The organism is Cyanobium sp. A1C-AMD (assembly GCF_024346495.1).
Classification (GTDB): domain Bacteria; phylum Cyanobacteriota; class Cyanobacteriia; order PCC-6307; family Cyanobiaceae; genus Cyanobium_A; species Cyanobium_A usitatum.
Map to the genome: position 1 here is coordinate 1 of NZ_JAGQDB010000021.1, position 23,488 is coordinate 23,488.

A 23,488-nucleotide genomic window follows, 5' to 3' on the forward strand; every position below is an offset into this window, starting at 1 on the left:
CTGGGCGAAGCGAAAGGTATTTTCCTGGGCAAGCTGCTTGTTTTGGCGAGATTGGGCCGCAGCGGCTCCACCGTCAAAAATACGCCAGCTCAGGTTGACGCCAATGGCAGTGTCGTAATTACCTCCATCAACACCAGGCTGCGCGACAATCACTGGATCCTGACCGTCGAAGACATTACCGGAGAAGGCTGCAAATATATTTAAAAATGGTTGAACCGCACCGAGCGCAGCGTTAGCCTGACTGTTAGCGATAGAAATATCAAGCAGCGCTTGATCCAGCTCTTCGCGAAAAGCATATGCAGCAACAATACTTTCCTGCAATGAGGGCTGCCAAATGCCAAAGACCCTTGCCGGATCTTTGGCGGTTGGAGTTACGTTTTGGGGAAGATTCAACAGTGCCGCCAACGTGCGGCGAGCGATTGCTTGAGCAGCAAGTGAATTAGTTAACAACTGCTGATCTCGGGAGAGCTGGGTTTCTGCCTCCAAGACTTCTAATTTAGTGGCAACCCCAGCCTGGAAGCGAGCCTTGGAGTCTCTCAGGCTCACGATCGAAGCACGCACCGATTCTTGGCCAATGCGGACTTGATCGTCGGACTGTTGGAGATCAAAATACGCAGATGCAGTCTGCAGACGTAAATCTCGCAGGGCAATGACATATTGAAACTTGGCGCTCTCAAATTGATCCCGCGCCGCTGCGATAGTAGGAACCCGCTGAGGGTTAATCAAGGACCATTGGGCTGTCAACGAAGCTCCCAAGTCCCAGCGATCAGTCAGGGCAGCACCGGAAAGAGCATTTGAACGCGCCTGCCCAGTTGTAAAGGTTGGAAGCGAATTTGCCTCAAGATTTAAATTGGGATACCACTGCGAGATCTGGGCACGTAAATTGCTCTGAGCCTGATCTACCTGGCTGGCAATCGCTTTGAGATTGGGGTTGTTGACCTCGGCAAGGTTTTCTACTTCAACTAAACCAAGGGGGCGCAACTCTGTTATTCTCACTTGCTCAGGCTTGGCCGGTAGCGCCAAGGAGGCGGGTGCGGGCAGATTCTCAAGCCCAGGCGCCAGCTTGGTAGATGCCGGAGTCACGAGGGTTGGGTTTAGGCGTGGCCGATAGCCCCGCAACTTCGTAGTCGAGTCGCCACGCAGCGCTTCAGGCGCCAGTGGCAACGGTGGAGGCATGGGCAAACTCAAATCCGCCTGGGAAGCAGCAGGCGCCGGCTTGTCCTGAGCTTGGGCTGCAAAGGCCAGAAAAGGGGTACCCAGCAGGCAAAGCAGAGCTAAGCGGGAAGTGAAATTGTGCACGCCAACAACAGCCTAATCCCGCACATAGTAAGAAGTTAATGGAAACCTGCCTAAACATGAGGCCACAAGGTCGTCTGCACCCTTAAGCAGCTGCACAGGCACCGGCAGCTGGGCCTCGACCTCAGCCAGGCTGAGGTCGTCGAGGAATACCGGTTCGCCCTGGCGCAGCATTACCGCTGGCAGCAGCAAGGCCTCGCCCAAATCCAAGCCAGCCAAGCCGGTAAGCAGATCAGAACCGGTCAGCAGGCCCGTAACCACCTGCTCCTGACCCCAGTAAGGGCTGGGCAAGCCATGCAAAATCAAGTCAAGCCCCTCAACCGCATTGAGCCTGGCCACCACGGGCTCGAGGGCTTCGGCCACCAGCTGGCCCACCACCCAGCTCAGCCGCCGCGGCCTGGCTAGGGCCTTGGGCAGCTTCCGGGTAGCGAGCTCAAGCGCCTCGATAAAGGCGCGAATGCTGCCGACGCCGTTTTCCTGCTGGGGTAGGTCCTCGTAATCTGCCCGGGGGGGAAGCGGCAGCCCCGCCATCAAATACCACTCATCGGACAACCAAACGAAACGACTGCCCAGATCTCGCTGAAAGCCCTGCTGCAAGGGCTCCACCAAGGCGATTACCTGGCGGGCAGACTGGCGATCTACGGGTACGAGGGCGTCCCCATCGGGACGAAAGCGGGTAAGCCCCACGGGCACCACTGCCACGGAGAGCACCGCGGGCCAATCGCCAGCGCCAAATTGGGCCAAATCCTGCAAGGTGCGCAGTAGGGCAGGGCCATCGTTGATACCAGGGCAAACCACCACCTGGGCGTGGATCTGCAAATCCCGCTGGGCGAACCAGCCAAGCTGATCCAGCAGCAGAGCGGCCCGGGGATTGACTAGCAAACGGCTGCGCAGCTCAGGCTCGGTGGCATGGACGGAAACGAACAAGGGCGAAAGCCGCTGTTCCTCTATCCGCTGCCAATCAGCGGCGGTGAGATTGGTGAGTGTTAGGTAGGAGCCGTAAAGAAAACTGAGCCGGTAATCATCATCTTTGAGGTAGAGACTGCTGCGGCGACCCGGTGGCTGCTGGTCGATGAAGCAGAACGGACAGGCGTTGTTGCACTGCTTGAGGCCATCGAACAAAGCTTCGGTGAATCCCAGTCCCAAGCCCTCATCGAGATCCTTCTCCAACTCAACCGTATGCAGGGATCCATCTGGATCTTCAACTTCCAAGGTGAGCTCTTCCTCTCCCACCAACATCTGAACATCGATCAGATCCCGTGGACGCTTGCCATTGATGCTGAGCAGGCGGTCGCCCGGCTGAAAGCCCAACTCCTCAGCGATCGAACCAGGCTCCACCGAAGCAACCACGGCAGGGGCCGGCAAGCGCACCGCCCCTGGAGAGATGCTATCGAGGGCAGCTAGGGCAATCCCCGCAGAGGGCTCATTCCACACGACGTTAGGGACTGCTAAGGATTCAGACTCCCATCCTGGCGCCAAGCCAAATCAATATGCCTACCCCGAAGACCAGGCGATAGGCGACAAATACCCAGGTGCTGTTCGTTTGCAGAAAGCGCAGCAACCAGGCGATCGCCAACCAGGACACCACCGCAGCGGCAACGATTCCCACAAGCAAGGGCACGGCGCCACCACCAGCTGGAGCACTGAATGCCTCCTTGAGGGATACCAGCCCCGCCAGGGTGATTGCCGGAATGCCCAACAAAAAGGAGAAGCGGGCGGCGGCCGGGCGCTGCCAGCTGTCAAACAAAGCGGCAGTGAGGGTGCTCCCCGAGCGGGAAACGCCTGGCACCAGAGCCAGGGCCTGAGCCAGGCCGACCCAGACGCCATCACGGGGCTGCACATCAACCAGCTCGCGGCGACGGCTACCCACCAGCTCAGCCAGAGCCAGCAACAGGGCCATCACGATCGACACGACCGCGATCGAGGCCATGCTGCGCAGCGGCGAGTTGTCGTAATCGGGCACCCAAAGCTTCAAAGCCAAACCAGCAAAAACAATCGGCAAAGTGCCCAGGGCAATGGCCACACCCATGCGAGCGGAGGGGTCGCCCCACTGACCGTGACGGCAGGCCCGGCCCACACCCCTGATCACTTCAGCCAGGTCTGAGCGGAAATAAGCCAACACCGCCGCGATGCTGCCCAGCTGAATCACCGCCGTGACCGCCACCCCCGGGTCACCCCAGCCGAGCAAGACCGGCACAACCTTGAGGTGGGCGGTGCTGCTGATCGGCAAAAACTCGGTCAGCCCCTGCAAAACCCCCAACACCAGGGATCGAAAGCAGGCTTCCCAGAAACCGATCACCGCAAAAGGCAGGTTCGGCATGGCAGCGGACAACATCGCGGGCAACACGAGCTGCAACGACCCTATGGCGCGGCTCCCCGCTTGAACCCTTAAGGTTGCGCATCTTTCTTCACAATTTTGGTGGTCGGGGCCCCTTCCAGCGCAATAGCCCCGGCAGGCCTTCCGGCCATTCCTTCGCTGCGTGCGTTGCTGCAGGTGTGCCGCAACCCTGGGCTGAGCCTGATCAGCGGGATTTTGGTCACCCTGCCAGTTTTCCTGCAGGCCCCATGGGTGCGGCTTGCACCATTTAGTGCGGCTCTGTTCACGGTGCCCCTCCTTGGCCTGGCGCTAGCCCTGAGTCAGCACCCCAATCCCCGAGCTAGTCGAGCCGGGGAATTGCTTGTTGGTTTCTGTGGCAGCTGGTTGGCAGGCAGCCTGTTTTGGGGGTGGTGCCGGCTCCATCCGGTTTGGCACCTGCCCATCGAGGCCTTTGCCCTGCCTCTAGCTCTAACTGGACTGCAGAGCCGCTGGAAATTTGCCTGCGGTTTCTACTTGGGGTCCCTGCTTGGTACGGCAGCCACTGATGCAGCCATAGCCGGCACCGGGCTGATGCCCTCCTGGCCCCAGATCCTCAATGCGGGCAGCACCGAAGCCCCCCTGCTCCTGCAAGCTGCCGCCCAGCAGGTACTCGCACCCCAAAGCCTCGTGTTGGTTGTGCTCTGCGCTGCGGTGCTTGTTCAAGCGTGCCGCTGGCTCTGGGGTTTGGGCGAGGTGGGACGCGTAACAAGCGCAGCCTTGGCCACAACCCTGGCGGTAGATGCCCTTTTCCTGCTGGCCTCTCTTGGGGCACCGAGCCTGAGCGGCCTGATCTGAAGAACTGCAAATCCTGGAGGGTTACAGGTAGAGATTCCGGCATGGCTCTGTAACGTTGGACTCCCGGTGACCGATGTCGCCTCCCTTCCCGTAGTTCAACGGAGTGTCGTGATGAAACGGCTGGTTGCCTGGCTGATTAGTGGGGTTGTGCTGGCCGGCCTCTTGATCACGTTGCTGATTCCACCGCCGGCTTACGCAGCCGATCGTCGCAACCAAGCCGACGACAAAATCGCCGAGCGAGCCGGCAAGGTGGACCTAAACAACTGTTCTGTGCGCCGCTTCCAGGATTACCCAGGCATGTATCCGACCCTGGCCGGCAAAATCGTCCTGGGAGGCCCCTATGCCAGCGTTGACGATGTGCTGAACATCGATCTGACCGATCGCCAAAAGGAGCTGTTCAACAAGTACAAGGACAACTTCACCGTCACTGATGCAGTCATAGCCCTTAACGAAGGCGACGACCGCATCAACGATGGCCAGTACCGCTGAGGCTTAAAATTCGATTCTCTTGAAAGCCGTCGGGGCCTTCCGGCGGCTTTTTTAGTGCCGACCTTTGTCGGATGTCTTGAGCCGCCATGGCAGAGCAGTCCTGGGATGTGGTGGTAGTTGGTAGTGGAGCAGCCGGGCTCATGGCCTGCCTGGAGCTGCCCAGCCATCTGCACGTGCTGTTGCTAAGCAAGGACAGTGATCCCAGCAGCACGCCACGATCCGCCAGCCGCTGGGCCCAGGGAGGTATAGCCGCAGTAACAAGACCCAACGACAGCTTCCAGAGCCACATCGACGACACCCTGGTGGCAGGGGCTGGACTGTGCGATCTGGCGGCCGTGGAGCGACTGGTGCATGACGCTCCAGGCTGCGTAGAGCGCCTGCTGGAGCTGGGCATGGCCTTCGACCGCGACGGCAAAAATCTGAGCACAACCCTGGAAGCCGCCCACAGCCACCGGAGGGTTCTGCATGCCCAGGACCGCACCGGCGGCGCCCTGGTGGAAGCCCTGGAACGGGAGGTTCTGCTTCGGCCCCGGCTAGAACAGCGCAAGGGCGTTGTGGCCTGGCAACTCTGGTTGGAGCAGGGCAGCTGTGTGGGCCTGGCGGTGCTCGAGGAGAACCGCCTCCACTGGCTTGCCGCCCGGGCGGTGGTGCTAGCCACTGGTGGTGGAGGCCACCTTTTCGCCCACACCACCAACCCCAGCCTGGCGAGCGGCGACGGGGTAGTGATGGCCTGGCAAGCCGGCGCAAAACTGCGCGATCTGGAGTTTGTGCAGTTTCATCCCACCGCCCTCATGCTGCCGGGTGCACCCCACTTCCTGATATCGGAGGCGGTGCGCGGCGAAGGCGCACGCCTGGTGGAAGAGTCGGGAGCCAGCCCGGTGGCGCAGCTGCCGGGAGCAGATCTCGCCCCAAGGGATGCGGTAAGTCGCGCCCTGGCCAGAAGGATGCAGGCCCTAGACGTAGACCATCTGTGGCTGGATTTGCGGCCTGTGGGACTGGCGCGCCTGGAGCGCCAGTTCCCCACGATCTTGGGGCGTTGCCGTGAACTCGGGCTGGAACCCACCCGGGAGGCGATCCCAGTGGCCCCGGCCGCCCACTACTGGATGGGCGGCATTTGGACTGATCTCCAAGCCGCCACCAGCGTGCCTGGCCTGTATGCCGTAGGCGAAGTGGCCTGCACGGGCGTGCACGGGGCCAACCGGCTAGCCAGCAACTCCCTGATGGAGTGCCTGGTGTTTGCCCGCCAGCTACGCACAATCGAGCTTGCGCCGGGCAGGCCAACCGCGGCCGACCCAGAGGAGCTAATCACCACAACCCAGCTGCCCTTGCCCCCAAAAGAGAGCCTGGAGGCCCAGATCAACGCCCTGCGGGATCTTTGCTGGCAGGTCGCGGGTGTGGAGCGCAATGGCTACTCCCTGGGGCCTGCCCTACAGCAACTGCGAGGCCAGCGCCGGCAGCTCGAAGCAAGCCAAGCCTGGCGGCAGCTACAAATCGTGGAGCCGGGCCAGAGCGTCCAATTCGAGCCGGCGGCGGTGCCCGCACTGCGGCGGCTGCAGGAACTGCAGCAACGGCTGGTGCTGACCGAGCTGCTAATCGAAGCTGCCCTGTTCCGCACCGAGAGCCGGGGCGGACACCACCGCACAGATTCGCCCCACGCCCAGCCTTTTTGGCAGCGCCACACCGATCAACAGCGGCACCGGCCCCCCAGCACCGCTGCTGTTCAGGGCACTGGGCCGGCGTAACCGGATAGCCGGGCGAGATCAGCTAGGGACTTAACCCCTGAATCGAGCTTGCCGTTGATCTCCCAGGTGGGGAAGCCCTCAATTGCCTTGGTGTCGCACAGTGACTTCTGGCTGTTTTGGCCATCGGCAGCGCACTCAACCAGGCCCAACTTGGCGCTGGCTTCCTTGCCGAACAGCTCCTTCTGCTCATGGCAATGGGGGCACCAGTAGGCCGTGTACATCACCGCGCCGGTGCTACTGAGATGCTCTGCCAGGGCAATCGCTTCTGGACTACTGATGGCCACAACTAGGGGGGGGACCCCAGCCCCCCGCACCGCTGCGGGGCGATCCACAGAAGCCGCCCAGCCCAGGCCCACCATGCCCACCAACAAGGCCACGATCACGGCCCTGAACACCAGCTGGCCGCGGTCTTCCCACTCCCCACCAACGAGGCTGATCACTAACAGACTCAGGCTGAGAGTCGCTGAGAGCACGCAGAAGAAACAGAAGGCCTGAATCTTGAGAACCATCACCCCCATCAACAACAGGCTGAAAACAGCCATGCCCGTGCTCAGCAGCAATAGGGCCCACCAACTGCGCTGGGCAAGGGCCGCTCTCGAGTCGCCGCGCAGCACCAGAGGCAGCACAGCAAGCAACAAAACCGCCCCGTAGGCCAGCCAGCCAAACAAAGACAGGGGCTGGCCAAAGATGCTGCCCCAGGCGCTGTTCAGCACCTTGTCGCAGCCCTCTGCTCCGCCAGGGCAACTCAGCGGACCCAGCAGACCCCAACGCTTCAGGGTGATGGCGCCGGTATCGATGGCGCCGATGGTGGCCAACACAGCCATGGCCACCCGCGCCCAGCGGCGGGCCGGATCACTACGGCGCCGGCTGGAGCTAAGGCGCTGGCTGAGGCGGGTTGAGGTCACGGGTCGTAGCCCAGGCAGGCCTGATTGTGGCAGGCGCAACCCAGGGTTTCAGGGTGCCGTCAGAGTGCAACGTAGGGTGAATCTCTGCCCTGGAAAAACTGTGACCCAGGAAACCCACGCTCCTGCAGCCAAGCCCACCGTGGCATTTGCCCACTTGGGCTGCGAAAAAAACCGCGTGGACACCGAGCACATGCTGGGCCTGCTAGCCGAGGCGGGCTACGGCGTCAGTGCCGATGAAAGCGACGCCACTTTGGTGGTTGTGAATACCTGCAGCTTCATCCAGGAAGCACGAGAGGAGTCGGTGCGCACCCTGGTGGAGCTAGCCGAACAGGGCAAGGAACTCATCATCGCGGGCTGCCTGGCCCAGCACTTCCAGGAGGAGCTGCTCGAAAGCCTCCCCGAAGCCAAGGCGATCGTGGGTACCGGCGACTACCAGCACATCGTCAGCGTGCTGGAGCGGGTGGAGGCCGGCGAGCGGGTCAATCAGGTGAGCGCCAACCCCACCTTCGTCGGCGACGAGCACCTGCCCCGCTACCGCACCACCAGCGAGGCCGTGGCTTACCTGAAGGTGGCCGAGGGCTGCGACTACCGCTGTGCTTTCTGCATCATTCCCCACCTGCGCGGCAATCAGCGCTCTCGCCCGATCGAGAGCATCGTGGCTGAAGCGAAGCAGCTAGCGACTCAGGGGGTGAAGGAGTTGGTGTTGATCAGCCAAATCACCACCAATTACGGCCTCGATCTAGCCGGCAAGCCCCAGCTGGCGGAGCTGCTGCGGGCCCTTGGGGAGGTGGAAATCCCCTGGATCCGCGTTCACTACGCCTACCCCACCGGACTCACCGAGGCAGTGCTTACGGCCTACCGCGAGGTGGCCAACGTGTTGCCCTATCTGGATCTGCCTTTGCAACACAGCCACCCCGAGGTGCTGCGCGCAATGAACCGCCCCTGGCAAGCGGATGTAACCGGCGGCGTGCTGCGGCGGATCCGCGAACAGCTGCCCGAGTCGGTGCTGCGCACCACCTTCATCGTGGGCTTTCCTGGCGAGACCGAAGAGCACTTCCAGCACCTGCTCGATTTCGTGACCGAGCAGCAGTTCGACCACGTGGGCGTGTTCACCTTTTCACCGGAGGAGGGCACCCCCGCCGCCGACCTGCCGGACCAGGTGCCCGCCGAGGTGGCAGTAGAGCGCAAGGATCGCCTGATGGCCCTACAGCAGCCGATCGCCGCCGCCCGCAACGCCGCTTGGGTGGGCAGGATCGTGGATGTGCTGATCGAGCAGGAGAACCCCAGCAGCGGTGAGATGCTCGGCCGCTGCGCCCGCTTCGCCCCCGAGGTTGATGGCGAAGTGCGGGTGCATCCAGGCGAGGGCGGACTTTGCGCAGCACCAGGCACCATGGTGCCGGTGCGCATCACTGCTGCCGACACCTACGACCTCATCGGCGAGGTAGTGGGCGCCAAAGCGATGGTGGCTGAGGCCGTTGACGTCCGCCGCCTGGGCGCTTGAACTGGCGGACGCATCAACGCACCACCTTTCTGGTTGCCTCAGGACTGAGCACAGCTGGATCCTTCGCAGGCCTCACGGCTAAGGGCTGGATCCTGATGGATGGCAGCGGCAATGCCCTAGTACTGGCCCTCCATTTCGCGGTGCTGGCCCTACCTGCCCTGGTGGTAAGTGGGCCAGCAGGGGTTGCAACCGACAAGCTGGGCTGCGAAGCCGTGCTGATCCGCTCCCAGTGGGGACTTTTCGCAGCAGGCATCCTGGGAGCCGTTGCCATACCCCTGAGCAATGGCGACCTGCAGGTTGTCCTGTTGCTACTGAGCACCCTGCTGGTAGGCATCGCCAGTTCCTACGAACTCACGGCCCGCAACAAATATTGCGCCCTACTGGTGGAGGATCCCCAGCAACTGGCTCCGTACCTCACCAGCTTTTCGGTGGTTTTCAACGTGGGCAAGCTGGTGGGGCCTCCCATAGGGGGCTGGCTGCTGGCCTGGACCGGCGCGGGCACGGCCCTCGCGATCGATGCCGCAACTTACTTGATCCCCATCGCCTCAGTGCTGTGGCTGCTCCACCCCAATAGGGGACTGGAGCAGCGCAGCATGGCTGGCGCCAGCAGTGGGCTCAGAGCCGCCTGGCGCGGCAGTGGTCCAGTGCTGCGGCATGTGCTGATCTACACGGCACTGGCTTGTTTACTGGGCTTTTTCCACCCAGGCCTAGCCCCGTTGATGGCCCGGGATTTGCTGGGCCCCTCCCCCCAGGCCCTTGGCCTATTCACCAGTGTGTTGGCGGCAGGAAGCATCAGCGGCGGCCTGGTACTTCAGCGTCACAGTCGCTGGTTGAGCCAGCGGCCCGGCCTGCTGCTTGGAAGCTGCACCCTGATCACCGCAGCAGCCCAACTGGCCATGGCCGCTTTCAGCAGCCCAGAAACGCTGGGAATAGGTCTGGCGGCTACCTTCGCCCTCGGGGCTGGCACCGCCAGCCTGCTGGCAGGGGTCAATTTGATCAGCCAGGTGGGTTCTTCAATGGCCATCCGGGGGCGCATGGCCGGCCTAGGCCAGATTGCCTTCCTAGGTGGGGGCGGCCTCAGTGGCCTACTGGCAGCTGCCATGAGCCTGACGCTCGGGTTGCAGGGCACCTTTGCCGTGCTTGGGGCCGCTGGCTTCGTCTTGGGCCTACAGGAGCTGATCAGCCGCAGGGGCCTGAGACTCAAACTCAGATGAGTTTGATGCCGCGCAGCACGATCGATGCGGCAATGGCAACGGCAAGCCCACCACCAAACAAACCCAGGTAAATCGCAGCAGCCATGGCAGGCCATCATTGAAGGTGAGGCCATTACAGCAGAAAGCCCGCAGGCTTCAGCACTTCCGCAGACCTCCTAAGCTTTCATTCATTAACACCGCATAGCAGCGCAGAAAAAGCGCCCTGGTTTTCCCCGGTCATCAACCCAGCTCGGCTGTTTGCATGCGCACTCTCTTCGTCTACCCAGAGTTCCCGAAAACCTTCTGGAGCTACGAAAAAATCCTCGAGTTGATCGATCGCAAGGTGCTTCTACCGCCCTTGGGATTGGTCACAGTTGCCGCCCTGCTGCCCCAGTCATGGGAAATGAAGCTGGTTGACCGCAACGTGCGCGAGGTCAGCGAAGCCGAGTGGGACTGGGCCGAGCTGGTGGTGATCTCCGGGATGATCGTCCAGAAGGCCGATTTGGCCACTCAGATCGGCAAGGCCAAGCAGCGCGGCATCCCCGTCGCCGTGGGAGGTCCTTTTGCCAGTTCCACCCCAGACGCGCCCGAGCTCGACCTGGCGGATTACAAGATCCTCGACGAGGGTGAAATCACCCTGCCGATGTTCATCGAAGCCATTGAGCGGGGTGACAGCCATGGCCGGTTTAGCTCTGATGGCGTCAAGCCAGATGTAACCGGAACGCCGATTCCACGCTTTGACCTACTAGAGCTGGACGCCTACTCAGAGATGTCGGTGCAGTTCTCCCGAGGCTGCCCCTTCCAGTGCGAGTTCTGCGACATAATTGTGCTGTATGGGCGCAAACCTCGCACCAAGAACCCTGAGCAGCTAGTTGCCGAGCTGCAGTGCCTCTACGACTTGGGCTGGCGCCGCTCAGTGTTCCTGGTAGATGACAACTTCATCGGCAATAAGCGCAATGTCAAATTGCTGCTGCCGCTTTTGCGCCAATGGCAAATTGAGCACGGCTTCCCCTTCAGCTTCGCCACCGAAGCCTCAGTGGATCTAGCGGCGGACGATGACCTCATGCAAATGATGGTGGAATGCCGCTTTGAGAGCGTCTTCCTCGGCATCGAGACCCCCGACGAAGCAAGCCTGGAAACTGCCGGTAAATTACAAAATACCCGCAGCTCCCTAGTGGATTCTGTCGACAAAATCACCTCCTACGGATTGCGGGTGATGGCTGGTTTCATCATCGGATTCGATGGCGAGAAAGAGGGCGCGGGCGGCAGAATCGTCGAGTTTGTGACCCGCACTGGCATTCCCCACGCGATGATGGGCATGCTTCAGGCCCTTCCAAACACAGCTCTTTGGCATCGCCTCGAGAAAGAAGGTCGCTTGATCGAAGGCAAGGCAGCTGCGAAAGGGGTTAACCAAACCAACCTGCTTAATTTCGAGCCCACCCGGCCAATTCGCGACATCGCCAATGAGTATGTAGATGCTTTCGGCGCCCTTTATGAGCCGAACGCTTTCATCGATCGCGTTTATTCCTACTTCCTGAAACTGCCACCCCAACAATGGAAGAAGTTGGTTGTTCCTGGCAGCCGTCCGCCCAAGCCGACCAGCTGGGTTGACCTGCGCGCTTTAGGAATCGTTCTTTGGCGCCAAGGCCTTAAGCGCAACACCAGGGTGCGCTTCTGGAAAGCGCTTTATGGCATTTACCGCCACAACCCGAAGCGATTCATTGGCTTCATATCGATCCTGGCTCACAACGAACACTTCCTCGAATACCGCGCAATCGTGCGGCGCGAGATAGAAGAGCAGCTCGCCACCCTGCCACCCGATCCTCCAAAGGCCACAGCTGAACCGAGCCGCGAGCTACAGCCGGTTTGAAGGTGTTAGCTGAATCCAGTCAACTAACTTGGCTGGATTGATGCATCAATATTTATAGCCCTGATTTACTCAATATTTATTTATTCAATCTTGGATATATTCAATTCTTTGTTCAAGGCACGCTTGAGCTCTTTGAAGCTCCCTGCCTAGATAGAGGGCGTGGTCTAGGCAGGTGAGCGGGTGAGGGCCTGGACCTTCGGTCAGGTCAATACCCAGTTGCTTGGCACTGCAGCCCCGAAAAACTGCCAAGGGCGCGCGAACGCCGCCGCCACGGCAGCTCAATACCTCTCCGGTATCGGGATCAGTGGCTAAGCCCCGCTCATCGATGCCATTGCCGTAGTGCTCAACCACCAGCTCCGCCGCCTCGCGATCGATGCGAATTAGGAAGTAGCCGGCTGGGTCTAAGGCGATGAACCGCTGGGAGAGCTGGTCATCGAGCTGTTGGCGGCTGGGAGGTACTTCAGGCATGCGGTGGATCGTAGGCAGCCGTAAAAGGCAGCTCCGCATTCATGGCCGCCATCAGCTCGGCCATCTCCTCATTAGCCCCAGGCAACCAGCGCTGCAGGATCGAGGCAAAACGTGGATCGCTCCAGCGATGCAGGCTGACGCGGGGCTGGGCCACGAAACCACGCCGGCGCTTGTGGCTACCGCCAGCGCCGGGATCAAAGGCGCGGATGCCGCGCTCGATTGCCCAGGCAATCGGAGCGTAATAACAGACCTCAAAATGCAGGCAGTCAATCTGCTCATCACTTCCCCAGTAGCGCCCCCAGAGCTGGTCGCCGGCGTGGACGCACAGCGACATGGCCACCGGCTCGCCGGGATCGCCGCGATGGGCACTGAAGAGCACTATGTGGCGCCGCAGCTTCGGATCGGCAGCCAGGGCGGCAAAAAAGGATTCACTCAGATATTTGCTGCCCCAGGCCCCCCAACGACTGCAGTGCTGGGCATAAAAGTCATACATGCGCCCAACTAAAGCCGGCGGGATTGCCTCACCCAGCAGGGGCGTAACCGTGAGGCCAGCGGCTGCCACCGCCTGCCGCTCCCGCTTGATGTTGCGGCGCTGGTTGGCATTGAAGCTGGCCAGGTAGGCATTGAAATCCCCATGGCCGGGGTTGATCCACTGGCTCTGCTGATTAACCCAGGCAGCACAGCCAGCCGCCTCAGCCAGCGGCTGCCAACCTGGATCCACATAAAGAAAATTGCAGCTGAGGATGGCGTGCTGGCGGCAGAACGCATCGATCAGCTCAAGCATCAAAGCGGTTAACTCCGCCTCGTCCTCAGCGGGGTCGATCAGGAAGCGGTAGCCCTGCACCGGGCTCACCGGGCTCATGCCCACCAGCTTTGGGTAGTAGCGCAGGCCCAACTGGCCAGCGAGCTGGGCAAAACTCTGGTCGAAAACAAATTCGCCGTAGCTGTGACCCTTCAAATAGAGAGGAGCCACCGCCAGCAACACCTCGCCGCGCCACAGGCCTAGATGACAGCCCTGCCAGCCCTCCCGCGGCGCAATACTGCCGCTGGCCTCGAGCTGCTGCAGCCAGCGCCAGCGATAAAAAGGCAACTCTTGGGGGTGCGCCGCCGCCAGCAGGGCATCCCAATGGGCTTCGGGAATCTCGGCCAGGCTTTGGTGCCAGCGGGACTGCAACTCAGCCATGGCTGCAATGGGGGCTCGCAAGGGGCAAAACTAACTACAGCTGCGCCGCCTTGGTGCCTCAATCGTTCCGTTCCCTGGCAACTCCGGTGCAACTGTTCGCCCCAGTACTGTTCGCCCCGGTGTTGATGACGAGCCTGCTGCTGCCGGTGTTGCAGCTGGTACGCCCCCAACTGGAGCAACGGCTGAAAACCGTTTGCGTGGAAACCGCAGCCGCCGGCAATGCCAGCCTGGCCGCCAAATTAGAAGCTCCCTGCGCCCAGCTGGCCCGCCCCACCAGCCAGTGCCTGGTGGAGGAAACCGCCTCGAGTGGACGGGGCTTGGCGGTGCTGGGGGATCTGATCCGCGGCGACTTCGGCGCCGACAGCGAAGTAGTGCTGAAACGCTGCCTGGCCCGCATGTTGGGCCTGCCCGCCGACACCCTCCAGCAGATTCCCCTGCGGGAGCTGGCTCAGGGCTTCGCCAAGACGCGGCGGTAGCGCAGCAGCAACTCCTCACCCTCCAGGCGCCGGTGCTCCTGCAGGCACCACTCCCCAGCCTGAACTGCGGCCTCCAGGGGCAACCAGGCATGGGGTCCGCCCAGCAGCCGAGGGCAAAGGGTCAGCTGCAGCTCGTCGATCCAGCCTTCGGCCAGCAGGCTGGCGGCAAGGGCCGCACCGCCCAGCACCACCAGCCGGTCCAGCCCCTGATCCGCCAGGGCAGCCAGGGCCACACCCCAGCTCTCTAGATCCAGGCGACGATCAAAAGCCGGGACTAGCGGCGATCGCTTGGGTGTCAGCAGCCAGCGCTGCAGCGGCTGCTGCCAGAAATGCAGATCCGGGGAAAAATCGTTGCTACAACTCACTACAACGGCCACCGGCTGCTCAGCTCGGCCGCTGGCTGCTCGCTCGGCCAGCAGGTGAGGCGCACGAATTAGGCAGGTACTGCCATGGCACCGCAGGGTTTCGGCACCGATCAGGCAGCCATCAGCCCAGGCGAGGGCCTCCTCCAACACCTGACGATCCCCAACTCCACCCAACTGGGCAGGGCCACCTTGCGGGGGCGCCAAGCGGCCATCCAGGCTGACGGCCAGCACCAGCCGCAGCACGGGTCTCAGCCAGCCACCAGGGCTTCGAGCGCCGCAGGCACCATTTCCAGCTGGGGAGTTTCAGCAAACACCTCGGCGGCGTTATTGGGGCTTTCCTGCAGACGCACCTTGTGCAAGCGCGCGCCGGTGGCTGCAATTGGGGCGCTGAGCAGGTCGGCGATGTGAAGGGCGATGTTCTCAGCTGTAGGCACCGTGCTGGCGAAGTGCTCCACGTCCTTGTTGAGGAAGGTGTGGTCGAAGGGCTCCACCACCAGTTCGTCGACGAGCTGCTGCAGAGCCGCAAGATCACAGACCATGCCGGTGCGGGCATCGATCGGGCCTCGGACGGTTACATCGAGCAGGTAGTTGTGGCCGTGGCCATGGGGCCGGGCGCACTTGCCGTAAATGGCTTCGTTTTCGCCTTGGGAGAGCTCGGGCCGGGCCAGGCGGTGGGCGGCGGCGAAGTGGGTGCGGATCGAGAGAAAGGCTTCCATGGGGATTGGGGCGGAGCCGGGGGCGAGCAGGTCGACCCAGAGCGTGTCGGTTTCGTGCAGACGCAGCCCCACCAGGGGCAGCTGGGGGGCCAGGCGGGTCCAGATGGCCTGGCAAAGGGCTTCAGTAGTGGGCAGCTTGCCCTCAGGACGATCCAGGTCGAACTCAGGCCAAGCCTCGTTGAGGTAGCGAAAATCAAGCTGGGCCGTCACCTCAGAGCGGATCGCGTGCTTCACCTCAGAGAGATTGAGCACCATGCCGTCCGCATCGAGCGGACCAGCCATGGCCACCACCAAGGTGTAGTTGTGGCCGTGGCCGGGGGCCAGGCTGCAGGGTCCGAAGCGGGCCTGATTCTCTTCAGCGCTGAGCTCCGGCAACCAGTAGCGATGACTGGCACTAAAGGTGGCCCGCCTGGTAATTACACAGGGGCGGCCCCGCCCGTGGCTGGAGCTGGCCGGGTTCGGCGAGAAACCTGACGCTGTTGCAGTAGCAGTCATCGCCCGGGTCGGTGGCTCACCATCCTAGAAACGGGCACGGGCCAAGGCGTCGAACCAGGAAAACCCCGCCATGAATAGACCCCCATCGCCAAGCTTGACCCAGCGCTTGCAAGGGCTAAACGTTTATTTGATCGGCATGATGGGCGCCGGTAAAAGCGCCGTCGGCCGCCCCTTGGCCGAAGCGCTGGGCTACCGCTTCCTTGATGCAGACGATGCCCTGGAGCAGGTTGCTGGCCGCACCATCCCCGAAATCTTTGCCACTGACGGCGAAGCCGGCTTCCGAGAACTGGAAACGGCTGTGCTTGGCCAGATCGCCGGCTGGCATTCCTTGGTGGTGGCCACCGGAGGTGGAGTGGTGACCAAGCCCGAGAACTGGGGCCATATGCGCCAGGGGGTGGTGGTGTGGCTAGATGCGCCAGCGCCATTGCTGCTGCAACGCCTGCGCGCCGATTCCACCCCCCGGCCCCTGCTGCAGGCAGGTGATCCCGGCGCCCGCCTAGGCGAGCTGCTGGCCCAACGGCAGCCGCTCTATGCCCAGGCCGACCTGCGGGTGCAGCAAGCTGGAGATAGCCCCGCCCAAGTGGCCCAGCAGGTGCTGACCGATCTGCCAGCCATTCTCAAAGGCCCCGCTGCTGCGCCTGAGGCCCCGGTGGAGCTGCGCCAGGCCGATGGCCAGATCACGCCATCCCTCAACTGAGTTACCCCCCCTAGCCGGGCGGTTCGATCCGCACCGCAAACCACTGAATCGTCAGGCCAGGCTCCAACTCCAGTTCGCAGGCGGTTTCCAGCAGTCGCTGGGCCTGCAGGCCCGGGCTAGAGAGACCGGCCAGATCTGCCGGCACCGGCTCCAGCTTGGCAAGCCGGGCCTCAAGCCAGGCCAGGGTTTCGGCCGCCGTGAGAATCCGCTCGCCGCCACCTGGCTCCAGCACCACGTAATGATCAAGCTCCCGCAACAGGGGATCGGACATGACTGGAGCCCTACTGGCACCCATCCTGGCGCTGCTGCTGGCGATGGGGCCGGGCGTGCTGGCAGAACGGGCCGCCCACTGGCCCGAGTGGCGCCTGCCCGCTCCCCTAGAGCGACCCTCAACTCGAGCCGGCCACCAAGACCTGAGCTACCCCGACTGGATGGCCGGGCGCTGGCAGGTGCGCAGCGATGACCTGGACTACGAGGTGCGCTTCAGCCCCGACCCAGGCGGAGCGGTGGTGGGCGATCGGACCTTCAATGCCACCGCGATCGGCCGGGCCCTGCTGGGCGCTGCCCTGCTGCAAGTGCGCAATGATCCGGCCAACCCAAACCGCCAGATCGCCTTGCTGGCGGGGGATCAGCAACTGGAATCGACGGTGGTGGGACGCCGCAGCGAGTCGCCCAATCCCACCGGCTTCTGGTCTGACGAACTGGCCCTTCAGGTACTGCACGGCCCCGGCGCCCCCCGGGTTAGCCGGGTAGAAACCCTGAGCCACTACAGCCAAAATCCCGACGGCACTGTTACAACCGAACAGTGGCAAGCCAGCTATCCCTCACCGGCTCTGGGCCTGGCCGCCGCGGCCAGCAGCAGCGGCCATTTCCAACTAACTCTGACGCCGCTCAGCCCCGACCAGCTTCCAGCGCAATCCGATCCCGCCAGTTGAACAGGGGTTCAAGCAGCGGGTGGTCGGCGATGCCGCTAACCCCTTGGCCCGCCAGGGGGGCGCCGCTGCTGGAGGGAAACTTGAGCAGCCCCAACTGGGCGGCAACAGCCAGATCGGCAAGGGTGAGGCGATCGCCCACTAAGTAGGGCTGATCGGCAACCAGCACAGCCAACTGCTCGAGGTTCGTCTGCAGCTGCTGGCGCTCAGCACTGCCCACCACCGTTGCCACCGCCTCGCCGACGCCCGCCATGACAGCTGCAGGCAGGTTGCTGACCAGCTGGCGCAGGGGGCCGGGGGTGGAGTCGGGCAGCAGGGCGGAGCGCAACAGCGGATCAACAGCAGCCGCTTGCACCAGGGCAAGCCGGCAGCCGGCAGCAAGGGCCGTATCGGCCCAGTCTTCGATCAGCAGCACCCGGGCTCGCTCGGCCGGGGCCTCGGGCAGCAGCAGCGGCTCGGGGTGATGCCGCTCTAAATAAAGGGCAATGGCCGTGGAATCGGCAATTACTTCACTGCCATCCAGCAGCACTGGCACTTGGCGCTGGCCCGACAGGCGGAAGAGTTCCAGCTGGCCCAAGCCGGGCGTGACCTCGACCACCGTGTAGTCGAGCCGTTTGGCGGCCAACACCAGCCGTACCTTCTCGCAAAAGGCCGAATGCCTGAACTGGTGCAGTTCCATGCTTCAAACCTGACCTCTGGGCGGCAGAGTAGCCAGCAAGCAGCAAGGACCGACCACCCCGGGCGATGAAGGACTTCTTCCTGAATGTGACGCGCTACCCGCGCTACCTGGTGGCCTTTGGCCTGGGTGTGGCCAATTCGGTGTTCGAACCGCTGGCAGCCCGGGGCCGCAATCCGGTAACGGCGGTTGCCCTGATTGGCGCCGGCGTCAGCGGCCTCCTGAGCCTGGGGCTGATCCTGCATGCGATGGTGAACCCAGCACCGCTGGCATAGCCATGGCACAGAGCCGACGGGTGGAGCGGGTGGCCTCCCTGATCCGCCGCGAAATTAGTGAGCTGCTGATTGGCGGCATCAAGGACGAGCGGGTCAACCAGGGGATGGTGAGCGTCACCACAGTTGAAGTGGCCGGCGATCTGCAGCACTGCAAAATTTTTGTGAGCGTCTTCGGCAGCGACTCCGACAAGGAGCAAGCCATGGCAGGCCTGCGTTCGGCTAGCGCCTTCGTGAAGGGTGAGCTGAGCCGGCGGCTGAAGATGCGGCGCACCCCTGAGGTGGTGTTTGTGCTCGATCGAGGCATCGAAAAGGGCACCACAGTGCTGGGGCTGCTCAATCGCCTAGAAGACGAGCGGCAGGAGAAAGGCGAACCCGCCGAAGCCAGTGATCTCTGAACCAAGCCCGACCCAAACCGCCGGTCCAGCCCTGCTGCGCCTGATCCACCAGCTGATCGTGGTGCGCGCCAGCGGCAAACTCGCCGACCACCAACGCGGCTACCCCCGCTGGGAGCTGCCTAACAACAAGCTCCGCAGCCTGTTGGAGGCTGGCGTGGGCGGCGTGATCCTGCTTGGCGGCAGCGCCGCCGAGGTGGCCCTGCGCTGCCGCCAGCTGCGCCGCTGGGCCGGTCAGCCGCTGCTGCTCTGCGCCGATGTGGAGGAGGGAGTGGGCCAGCGTTTCGACGGCGCCACTTGGCTGGTGCCACCCCTAGCCCTGGGGCGCCTCTACGGACGCGACCCCCAACAGGCGCTTGAGCTAGCTGAACGCTACGGGCAGTGCACGGGCCGAGATGCCCGGGGCCTGGGGCTCAACTGGGTGCTGGGGCCGGTGTGCGATGTCAACAACAACCCGGCCAACCCGGTAATCAATGTGCGGGCCTGGGGGGAAGATCCAGCCACAGCGGGGGCGCTGGCAGCGGCCTTTGTGCGGGGCGTGCAGGCAGCTGGGGTGCTCGGCTGCGCCAAACACTTCCCCGGCCACGGCGACACCAGCAGCGATTCCCATATCACCTTGCCCCTGCTGCCCCACAGCCGCGAGCGGCTGGCGGCGATCGAGCTACCGCCGTTTCAACAGGCGATCGCTGCTGGAGTGGCCTCGGTGATGACCGCCCACCTGATGCTGCCGGAGCTTGATCAAAAGCGGCCAGCCACCCTGTCCAAGCCGGTGCTTACCGGACTGCTGCGCCAGCAGCTGGGCTTCGGTGGGTTGATCGTGACCGATGCCCTGGTGATGGACGCGATCACCGGGCGCTACGGCGCCGGGGAGGCGGCCGTGCTGGCCCTGGAGGCCGGGGCCGATCTGGTCTTGATGCCCGCCGATGCGGATGCCGCCATCGCCGCCATCGCTGAAGCGGTGGCCAGCGGCCGGCTCAATGTTGAGCAGCTGGAAGCCAGTGCCGAGCGCCGCCTTCAGGCCCTGGAGCGCTGCGCTGGGCCTGAAGCGGCCTTGGCCGTTGCCGATCCAGAGGCGGCCGCCCAACCCAACCAGGTCCTGGCCCTGGAGCTGGTGCGGGCCACCATGGAGACGGCGGGCAGCAGCGGCGCCGCCACCCCCCAGGCCGGCATCAATCTGATCAGGCTCGACTCGGCCTTGGCCGCAGCCGCTGCAGTGCTAACTGCCACTGCTCCAGCCTTGGCTCGGCCCGAATCCCGCGGCTGGCGCACCCTGCTGCTGGAGGCCCGCAGCCCCAGCCCTTGGGGCACCGACACCGACGCGCCTCTCGCCATGGAGCGGCTCGGCCCAGGACAGGTGCTGCTGCAGTTGTTTGTGCGGGGCAATCCCTTCCGAGGCAGCGCCGGCAGCGCCGAGCCCTGGCCTGCGGCACTGCGTCAATTAGCAAAAGCCGGAAGGCTGGCGGGGCTGGTGGTGTACGGCAGCCCCTACCTCTGGGAGGAGCTGCGCCCCCTTCTGCCGCCGGGCATCCCTGGCGTCTACAGCCCCGGCCAGATGCCCCTGGCGCAGGCCGAAGCTCTCCAAAGACTGGGCAGTGGACTGGGGCTGGGAGACACTGAAGCGGGCGCTGGCTTCACCGACTGAGCCGGAGCCGAGCTGCCTGTTTCCAGCCCCGTCCCCATCCGGCCCATGCTCAGTCTCTCGATGATCGTGCGCAACGAAGCCGAGCGGCTGGAGCGCTGCCTGGCCTCGGTGGCGGGCTTCGTCGATGAGATGGTGCTGCTGGACACCGGTTCCAGCGATGCCACCATCGCCATCGCCGAGAGCTGCGGTGCGGTGGTGCGCCAGCTGCCCTGGCCAGGGGATTTCGCGCCGGCCCGGAATGAGGCCCTGGCGCACGTGAACGGCGACTGGGTGCTCGTGCTCGATGCCGACGAGTGGCTGCTGCCCGAGGCCCGCCAGCCGCTCCAAGCCCTGATGGCCGAGCCGGATCTGCTGCTGATCAACCTGCTGCGGCAGGAGCTGGGGGCGGCCCAGTCGCCTTACTCAAATGTGAGCCGCCTGTTTCGCCGCCATCCAGCCATCCACTGGAGCCGGCCCTACCACTCGATGGTGGATGACAGCGTGCTGGCCCTGCTGGAAAAGGAGCCCCACTGGCATCTGGCGGATTGCGATGTGCCTGCGCTAGCCCACGATGGCTACCGCAGTGATCTGCTGGCCAGCGGTGCCAAGGCAGAGCGGCTGCGCCAGGCCATGGAGGCCGACCTTGCCGCCAATCCTGGGGATCCCTACGCCTGCGCCAAGCTCGGCAGCCTGGAGGTGAGCGAGGGCAACCGCGAACGCGGCATCGCCTTGCTGCAGCAGGGGTTAGCCCGGTGTCCAGCCAGCCGCCACCCCGAGCGCTACGAGCTGCTGCTGCACCTGGCGATCGCCCTGGGCAGCAGCGACCCAAAGCACGCCTGCCAGCTATACCGCCAAGCCCTGGAGCTACCCCTGCCGCCGCGGCTCACCCTGGCGGCCCGGCTGAATCTGGCCGCCCTGCTGCAAGAGCCCAGCACCACGAGCCAGGGTGCCCTGGAAGAGGCCTGCGAATTGTGTCGCCAGGCCTGCGCAGCAGCGCCCGAACTGGCACTCGGGTGGCTGCACCTGGGGATTAGCGAGCGGCGACGCGGCCAGCTGCCGGCGGCAATCGCGGCCTACCGCTCAGCACTGGAGCGCGATCCAAGCCTGGCCGCCGCCCAGCAGAACTTGGCCGTTGCCCTGCTGCTCAGCGGTGATGTGCCAGGGGCCCGCAGCGGCTTCCGCCAGGCGATTTCCCTGCTGGAGCAGCAAAACCGGCAAAGCGAAGCGGAAGCACTGCGGCAACAGGCGGGCAGCATGGTCAAGCTGGATGACCAGTGATCCCCCTGGCCATGGCTTCTGACTCCTATCTGAGCGGCCGCAGCATCGCCGTGACCAGGGCCGAAACCCAGCTAGGTGAAGCCCGGCGCCTGTTTGAAGCCGCTGGCGCCACGGTGGTCGACCTCCCTGCCTTGGTGGTGACCCCACCAGGTGAATGGGGGCCCCTCGATGATGCCCTGGCCGAGCTTGATGATTTCCACTGGCTGGTTTTTTCCAGTGGCAACGGCGTTGAGGCCGTGGAGCAGCGGCTGCGCCGCATCGGCCGCTCCCTGGCACGGCGGCCCAGCCACCTGAAGATCGCTGCGGTAGGCCGCAAAACCGCAGCTCAGCTCGAATCGTTGGGATCGCCCGCCGACTTCATCCCGCCCAGCTTTGTGGCCGACAGCCTGCTGGAGCACTTTCCCGTCTCGGGTTGGGGGCTGCGCCTTTTGCTGCCCCGGGTGCAGAGCGGCGGCCGCACCCTGCTAGCGGATGCCTTCGCCGCTGCTGGTGTCCGGGTGGTTGAAGTTGCCGCCTACGAAACCGGCTGTCCAGAGGGTTTACCCAGCGCTGCGGTGGCCGCCCTAGAGCAACGGCGCCTCGATGCCATCACCTTCAGCAGCGGCAAAACCGTGAGCCACACCTGCCAGCTGCTGAAAGGGGCTTTCGGGCCCACCTGGAGCAGCCAGCTGGAGGGGGTGGCCGTGGTTTCAATCGGACCCCAAACCAGCGAGCGCTGCCGGCAGCTACTCGGCCGCGTCGATGCTGAAGCCGATCCCCATGACCTGAGCGGACTAGTGGAGGCCTGCGGCCGCAGCCTCAGAGCTCGGCCGTCACGACCTGCTTGCCCTGACGCAGGGTGAGGCGACCATTTTGAACATCGATGCTGGCCACGCTCCAACCCGCCGGCAGTAGGGGGGTGGTTCTGTGGTCCGTGGTTCTGTAGTCCGTGGTGCTGCCGCCTCTCTGACCGACCCGCAAGGTGCCGCTCTCGGCACCGAACTGCACCAGAGCCTCCGGGGTGCCGCCGGAGCGAATCACGCCGTTGAAGATCAAGCCAGGGGGGAGGCTGAGCGGTGTTGGACGGGCAGAGGAAGCTGTTGCGGGAGTCGCCAGGGGCGCAAATGGATCAACACGCCCTGACGAAACGGAAGCCACCACCTGGTTGGAGCTGGGCAGGGGTGTCAGTCCCGCCAAGGGAGCTGGTGCCCCAACAGGCGCTGGTGCTGGGGACGCCGGCTGCGACTTAGGCGGCGAGGTTGCCTGGCTGGAGGCCTGCGGGAGCTTCTCCCCAGAGCACGAGGCCAGCAGCAGGGCTGCAGCGATGGCAGCGCCGAGGAACTTAGGGGTTGCGAGATTCAACGAGATCACGGAATCGATCAAGGTTGGCCTGAAGCTCCTTGGTCACAATTCCACCCAGGATGCTTGGTTCCATCAATGGTGCCAAGACCCCAGGCAATTCATAGCTGACGCTCAGCTTGACCGCCGTGAGCTCGGGCCCCTGGGAATAGAAGCGCACCGCACCCTTAGTGGGCAGGCCTCCCACCGACTCCCAGTGCAGTTGCTGGGCCTCAACCCGCTGGCTGATACGGGCTTTCCAATGGAAGCGGAAGCCCTGGGCCGCCAGGGTCCAATCGGTGAGATCGGGATCGCCCGGCTCGGTTACAACCGACTCGATCCAGCGCATCCACTGGGGCATCGCCTCCAAGTCACTCCATACCTCCCACACCTGATCCACCGAGGCCCGGATCTCTGTGGTGACGCTGTGCTCAAGCCAACGGCCCATGG

At 63.7% G+C, this 23,488-nt stretch carries 27 protein-coding genes; 14 read left to right on the forward strand and 13 right to left on the reverse strand.

Annotation, left to right across the window (positions count from 1 at the left end; translation table 11 throughout):
- From KBY74_RS05275 to KBY74_RS05285, 3 genes are all read right to left on the reverse strand, one after another.
- On the reverse strand, positions 1–1,023 hold a 1,023-nt coding region (locus KBY74_RS05275; RefSeq protein WP_254941803.1), incomplete at its 3' end, for a TolC family protein.
- Positions 1,024–1,311: 288 nt separating this feature from the next.
- A complete protein-coding gene (locus tag KBY74_RS05280; RefSeq protein WP_254941804.1) occupies positions 1,312–2,730 on the reverse strand; it encodes a TIGR03279 family radical SAM protein in 1,419 nt (472 codons plus the stop codon).
- Between the two features lie 22 nt (positions 2,731–2,752).
- Entirely contained in the window at positions 2,753–3,616 is an 864-nt protein-coding gene (locus KBY74_RS05285; RefSeq protein ID WP_254941805.1) for an undecaprenyl-diphosphate phosphatase, read from the reverse strand.
- A gap of 174 nt (positions 3,617–3,790) precedes the next feature.
- Between KBY74_RS05285 and KBY74_RS05290 the strand changes: the two genes are divergently transcribed.
- From KBY74_RS05290 to nadB, 3 genes are all read left to right on the forward strand, one after another.
- The gene (locus KBY74_RS05290; RefSeq protein ID WP_254941833.1) at positions 3,791–4,447 is read left to right on the forward strand and encodes a DUF3120 domain-containing protein; all 657 of its coding nucleotides are present in this window, start codon (positions 3,791–3,793) and stop codon (positions 4,445–4,447) included.
- 111 nt (positions 4,448–4,558) lie between these two features.
- A complete protein-coding gene (gene psbU, locus KBY74_RS05295) occupies positions 4,559–4,936 on the forward strand; it encodes a photosystem II complex extrinsic protein PsbU (protein WP_254941806.1) in 378 nt (125 codons plus the stop codon).
- An 86-nt stretch (positions 4,937–5,022) separates the two neighbouring features.
- Positions 5,023–6,678, forward strand: a complete 1,656-nt coding sequence (nadB, locus tag KBY74_RS05300) for an L-aspartate oxidase (protein ID WP_254941807.1) — start codon at positions 5,023–5,025, stop codon at positions 6,676–6,678.
- On the opposite strand, the gene KBY74_RS05305 is transcribed toward nadB, so the two are convergent.
- Complete coding sequence (locus KBY74_RS05305; RefSeq protein ID WP_254941808.1) at positions 6,657–7,583, reverse strand: vitamin K epoxide reductase family protein; 927 nt, start codon at positions 7,581–7,583, stop codon at positions 6,657–6,659. The two genes, nadB and KBY74_RS05305, sit on opposite strands and share 22 nt — an antisense overlap.
- 100 nt (positions 7,584–7,683) lie before the next feature.
- On the opposite strand from KBY74_RS05305, the gene rimO reads away from it, so the two are divergent.
- Positions 7,684–9,084, forward strand: a complete 1,401-nt coding sequence (rimO, locus tag KBY74_RS05310; protein WP_254941809.1) for a 30S ribosomal protein S12 methylthiotransferase RimO — start codon at positions 7,684–7,686, stop codon at positions 9,082–9,084.
- The gene (locus tag KBY74_RS05315; protein ID WP_254941810.1) at positions 9,081–10,298 is read left to right on the forward strand and encodes an MFS transporter; all 1,218 of its coding nucleotides are present in this window, start codon (positions 9,081–9,083) and stop codon (positions 10,296–10,298) included. The genes rimO and KBY74_RS05315 overlap by 4 nt, the downstream gene beginning before the upstream one ends.
- Here the strand turns inward: KBY74_RS05315 and KBY74_RS05320 are convergent.
- Positions 10,291–10,383, reverse strand: coding sequence for a cytochrome b6-f complex subunit 6 (locus KBY74_RS05320; protein ID WP_106633090.1), 93 nt, complete (start codon positions 10,381–10,383; stop codon positions 10,291–10,293). The genes KBY74_RS05315 and KBY74_RS05320 overlap by 8 nt on opposite strands.
- Positions 10,384–10,539: 156 nt before the next feature.
- Here KBY74_RS05320 and KBY74_RS05325 point away from each other — a divergent pair, with 156 nt between their 5' ends.
- On the forward strand, positions 10,540–12,147 hold the full coding sequence (locus KBY74_RS05325; RefSeq protein WP_254941811.1) for a B12-binding domain-containing radical SAM protein: 1,608 nt from the start codon (positions 10,540–10,542) through the stop codon (positions 12,145–12,147).
- An 84-nt stretch (positions 12,148–12,231) separates the two neighbouring features.
- Here KBY74_RS05325 and KBY74_RS05330 read toward each other — a convergent pair whose 3' ends face one another.
- Both KBY74_RS05330 and KBY74_RS05335 read right to left on the reverse strand, forming a co-directional pair.
- Entirely contained in the window at positions 12,232–12,615 is a 384-nt protein-coding gene (locus tag KBY74_RS05330) for a DUF4346 domain-containing protein (protein ID WP_254941812.1), read from the reverse strand.
- Positions 12,608–13,798, reverse strand: coding sequence for a GNAT family N-acetyltransferase (locus KBY74_RS05335; RefSeq protein WP_254941813.1), 1,191 nt, complete (start codon positions 13,796–13,798; stop codon positions 12,608–12,610). The genes KBY74_RS05330 and KBY74_RS05335 overlap by 8 nt, the downstream gene beginning before the upstream one ends.
- A gap of 86 nt (positions 13,799–13,884) precedes the next feature.
- On the opposite strand from KBY74_RS05335, the gene KBY74_RS05340 reads away from it, so the two are divergent.
- A complete protein-coding gene (locus KBY74_RS05340) occupies positions 13,885–14,274 on the forward strand; it encodes a hypothetical protein (protein WP_254941814.1) in 390 nt (129 codons plus the stop codon).
- On the opposite strand, the gene KBY74_RS05345 is transcribed toward KBY74_RS05340, so the two are convergent.
- Both KBY74_RS05345 and KBY74_RS05350 read right to left on the reverse strand, forming a co-directional pair.
- Entirely contained in the window at positions 14,247–14,882 is a 636-nt protein-coding gene (locus tag KBY74_RS05345) for a dihydrofolate reductase family protein (RefSeq protein ID WP_254941815.1), read from the reverse strand. The two genes, KBY74_RS05340 and KBY74_RS05345, sit on opposite strands and share 28 nt — an antisense overlap.
- A gap of 5 nt (positions 14,883–14,887) precedes the next feature.
- A complete protein-coding gene (locus tag KBY74_RS05350; protein WP_254941816.1) occupies positions 14,888–15,850 on the reverse strand; it encodes a 6-carboxytetrahydropterin synthase in 963 nt (320 codons plus the stop codon).
- Positions 15,851–15,920: 70 nt separating this feature from the next.
- Here KBY74_RS05350 and KBY74_RS05355 point away from each other — a divergent pair, with 70 nt between their 5' ends.
- Positions 15,921–16,547: a shikimate kinase gene (locus tag KBY74_RS05355; protein ID WP_254941817.1), complete on the forward strand. Its 627-nt coding sequence runs from the start codon at positions 15,921–15,923 to the stop codon at positions 16,545–16,547.
- A gap of 10 nt (positions 16,548–16,557) precedes the next feature.
- On the opposite strand, the gene KBY74_RS05360 is transcribed toward KBY74_RS05355, so the two are convergent.
- Positions 16,558–16,818, reverse strand: a complete 261-nt coding sequence (locus KBY74_RS05360; protein WP_254941818.1) for a chlororespiratory reduction protein 7 — start codon at positions 16,816–16,818, stop codon at positions 16,558–16,560.
- Here KBY74_RS05360 and KBY74_RS05365 point away from each other — a divergent pair.
- Positions 16,817–17,482, forward strand: coding sequence for a DUF6816 family protein (locus KBY74_RS05365; protein ID WP_254941819.1), 666 nt, complete (start codon positions 16,817–16,819; stop codon positions 17,480–17,482). The two genes, KBY74_RS05360 and KBY74_RS05365, sit on opposite strands and share 2 nt — an antisense overlap.
- On the opposite strand, the gene KBY74_RS05370 is transcribed toward KBY74_RS05365, so the two are convergent.
- Positions 17,439–18,158 (reverse strand): glutathione S-transferase family protein, encoded by a 720-nt coding sequence (locus KBY74_RS05370; protein ID WP_254941820.1) that lies wholly within the window; start codon positions 18,156–18,158, stop codon positions 17,439–17,441. The genes KBY74_RS05365 and KBY74_RS05370 overlap by 44 nt on opposite strands.
- A gap of 65 nt (positions 18,159–18,223) precedes the next feature.
- On the opposite strand from KBY74_RS05370, the gene KBY74_RS05375 reads away from it, so the two are divergent.
- The 5 genes from KBY74_RS05375 to KBY74_RS05395 are packed head-to-tail and all read left to right on the forward strand — an operon-like array spanning position 18,224 to position 22,563.
- Positions 18,224–18,430 (forward strand): DUF751 family protein, encoded by a 207-nt coding sequence (locus KBY74_RS05375; RefSeq protein ID WP_106633081.1) that lies wholly within the window; start codon positions 18,224–18,226, stop codon positions 18,428–18,430.
- 2 nt (positions 18,431–18,432) lie between these two features.
- Complete coding sequence (gene rbfA, locus KBY74_RS05380) at positions 18,433–18,825, forward strand: 30S ribosome-binding factor RbfA (protein WP_254941821.1); 393 nt, start codon at positions 18,433–18,435, stop codon at positions 18,823–18,825.
- Positions 18,815–20,464, forward strand: coding sequence for a glycoside hydrolase family 3 N-terminal domain-containing protein (locus tag KBY74_RS05385; protein WP_396123096.1), 1,650 nt, complete (start codon positions 18,815–18,817; stop codon positions 20,462–20,464). Before rbfA ends, KBY74_RS05385 begins: the two co-directional genes overlap by 11 nt.
- A 45-nt stretch (positions 20,465–20,509) precedes the next feature.
- Positions 20,510–21,721 carry a glycosyltransferase gene (locus KBY74_RS05390; RefSeq protein WP_254941822.1) on the forward strand — a complete coding sequence of 404 codons (1,212 nt, stop codon included), beginning with the start codon at positions 20,510–20,512 and terminating at the stop codon, positions 21,719–21,721.
- Between the two features lie 11 nt (positions 21,722–21,732).
- Positions 21,733–22,563 (forward strand): uroporphyrinogen-III synthase, encoded by an 831-nt coding sequence (locus KBY74_RS05395; RefSeq protein WP_254941823.1) that lies wholly within the window; start codon positions 21,733–21,735, stop codon positions 22,561–22,563.
- Here KBY74_RS05395 and KBY74_RS05400 read toward each other — a convergent pair.
- Entirely contained in the window at positions 22,520–23,062 is a 543-nt protein-coding gene (locus tag KBY74_RS05400; protein ID WP_254941824.1) for a hypothetical protein, read from the reverse strand. The genes KBY74_RS05395 and KBY74_RS05400 overlap by 44 nt on opposite strands.
- A complete protein-coding gene (locus tag KBY74_RS05405; RefSeq protein WP_254941825.1) occupies positions 23,043–23,486 on the reverse strand; it encodes an SRPBCC family protein in 444 nt (147 codons plus the stop codon). The genes KBY74_RS05400 and KBY74_RS05405 overlap by 20 nt, the downstream gene beginning before the upstream one ends.
- Between the last annotated feature and the right edge of the window lie 2 nt (positions 23,487–23,488).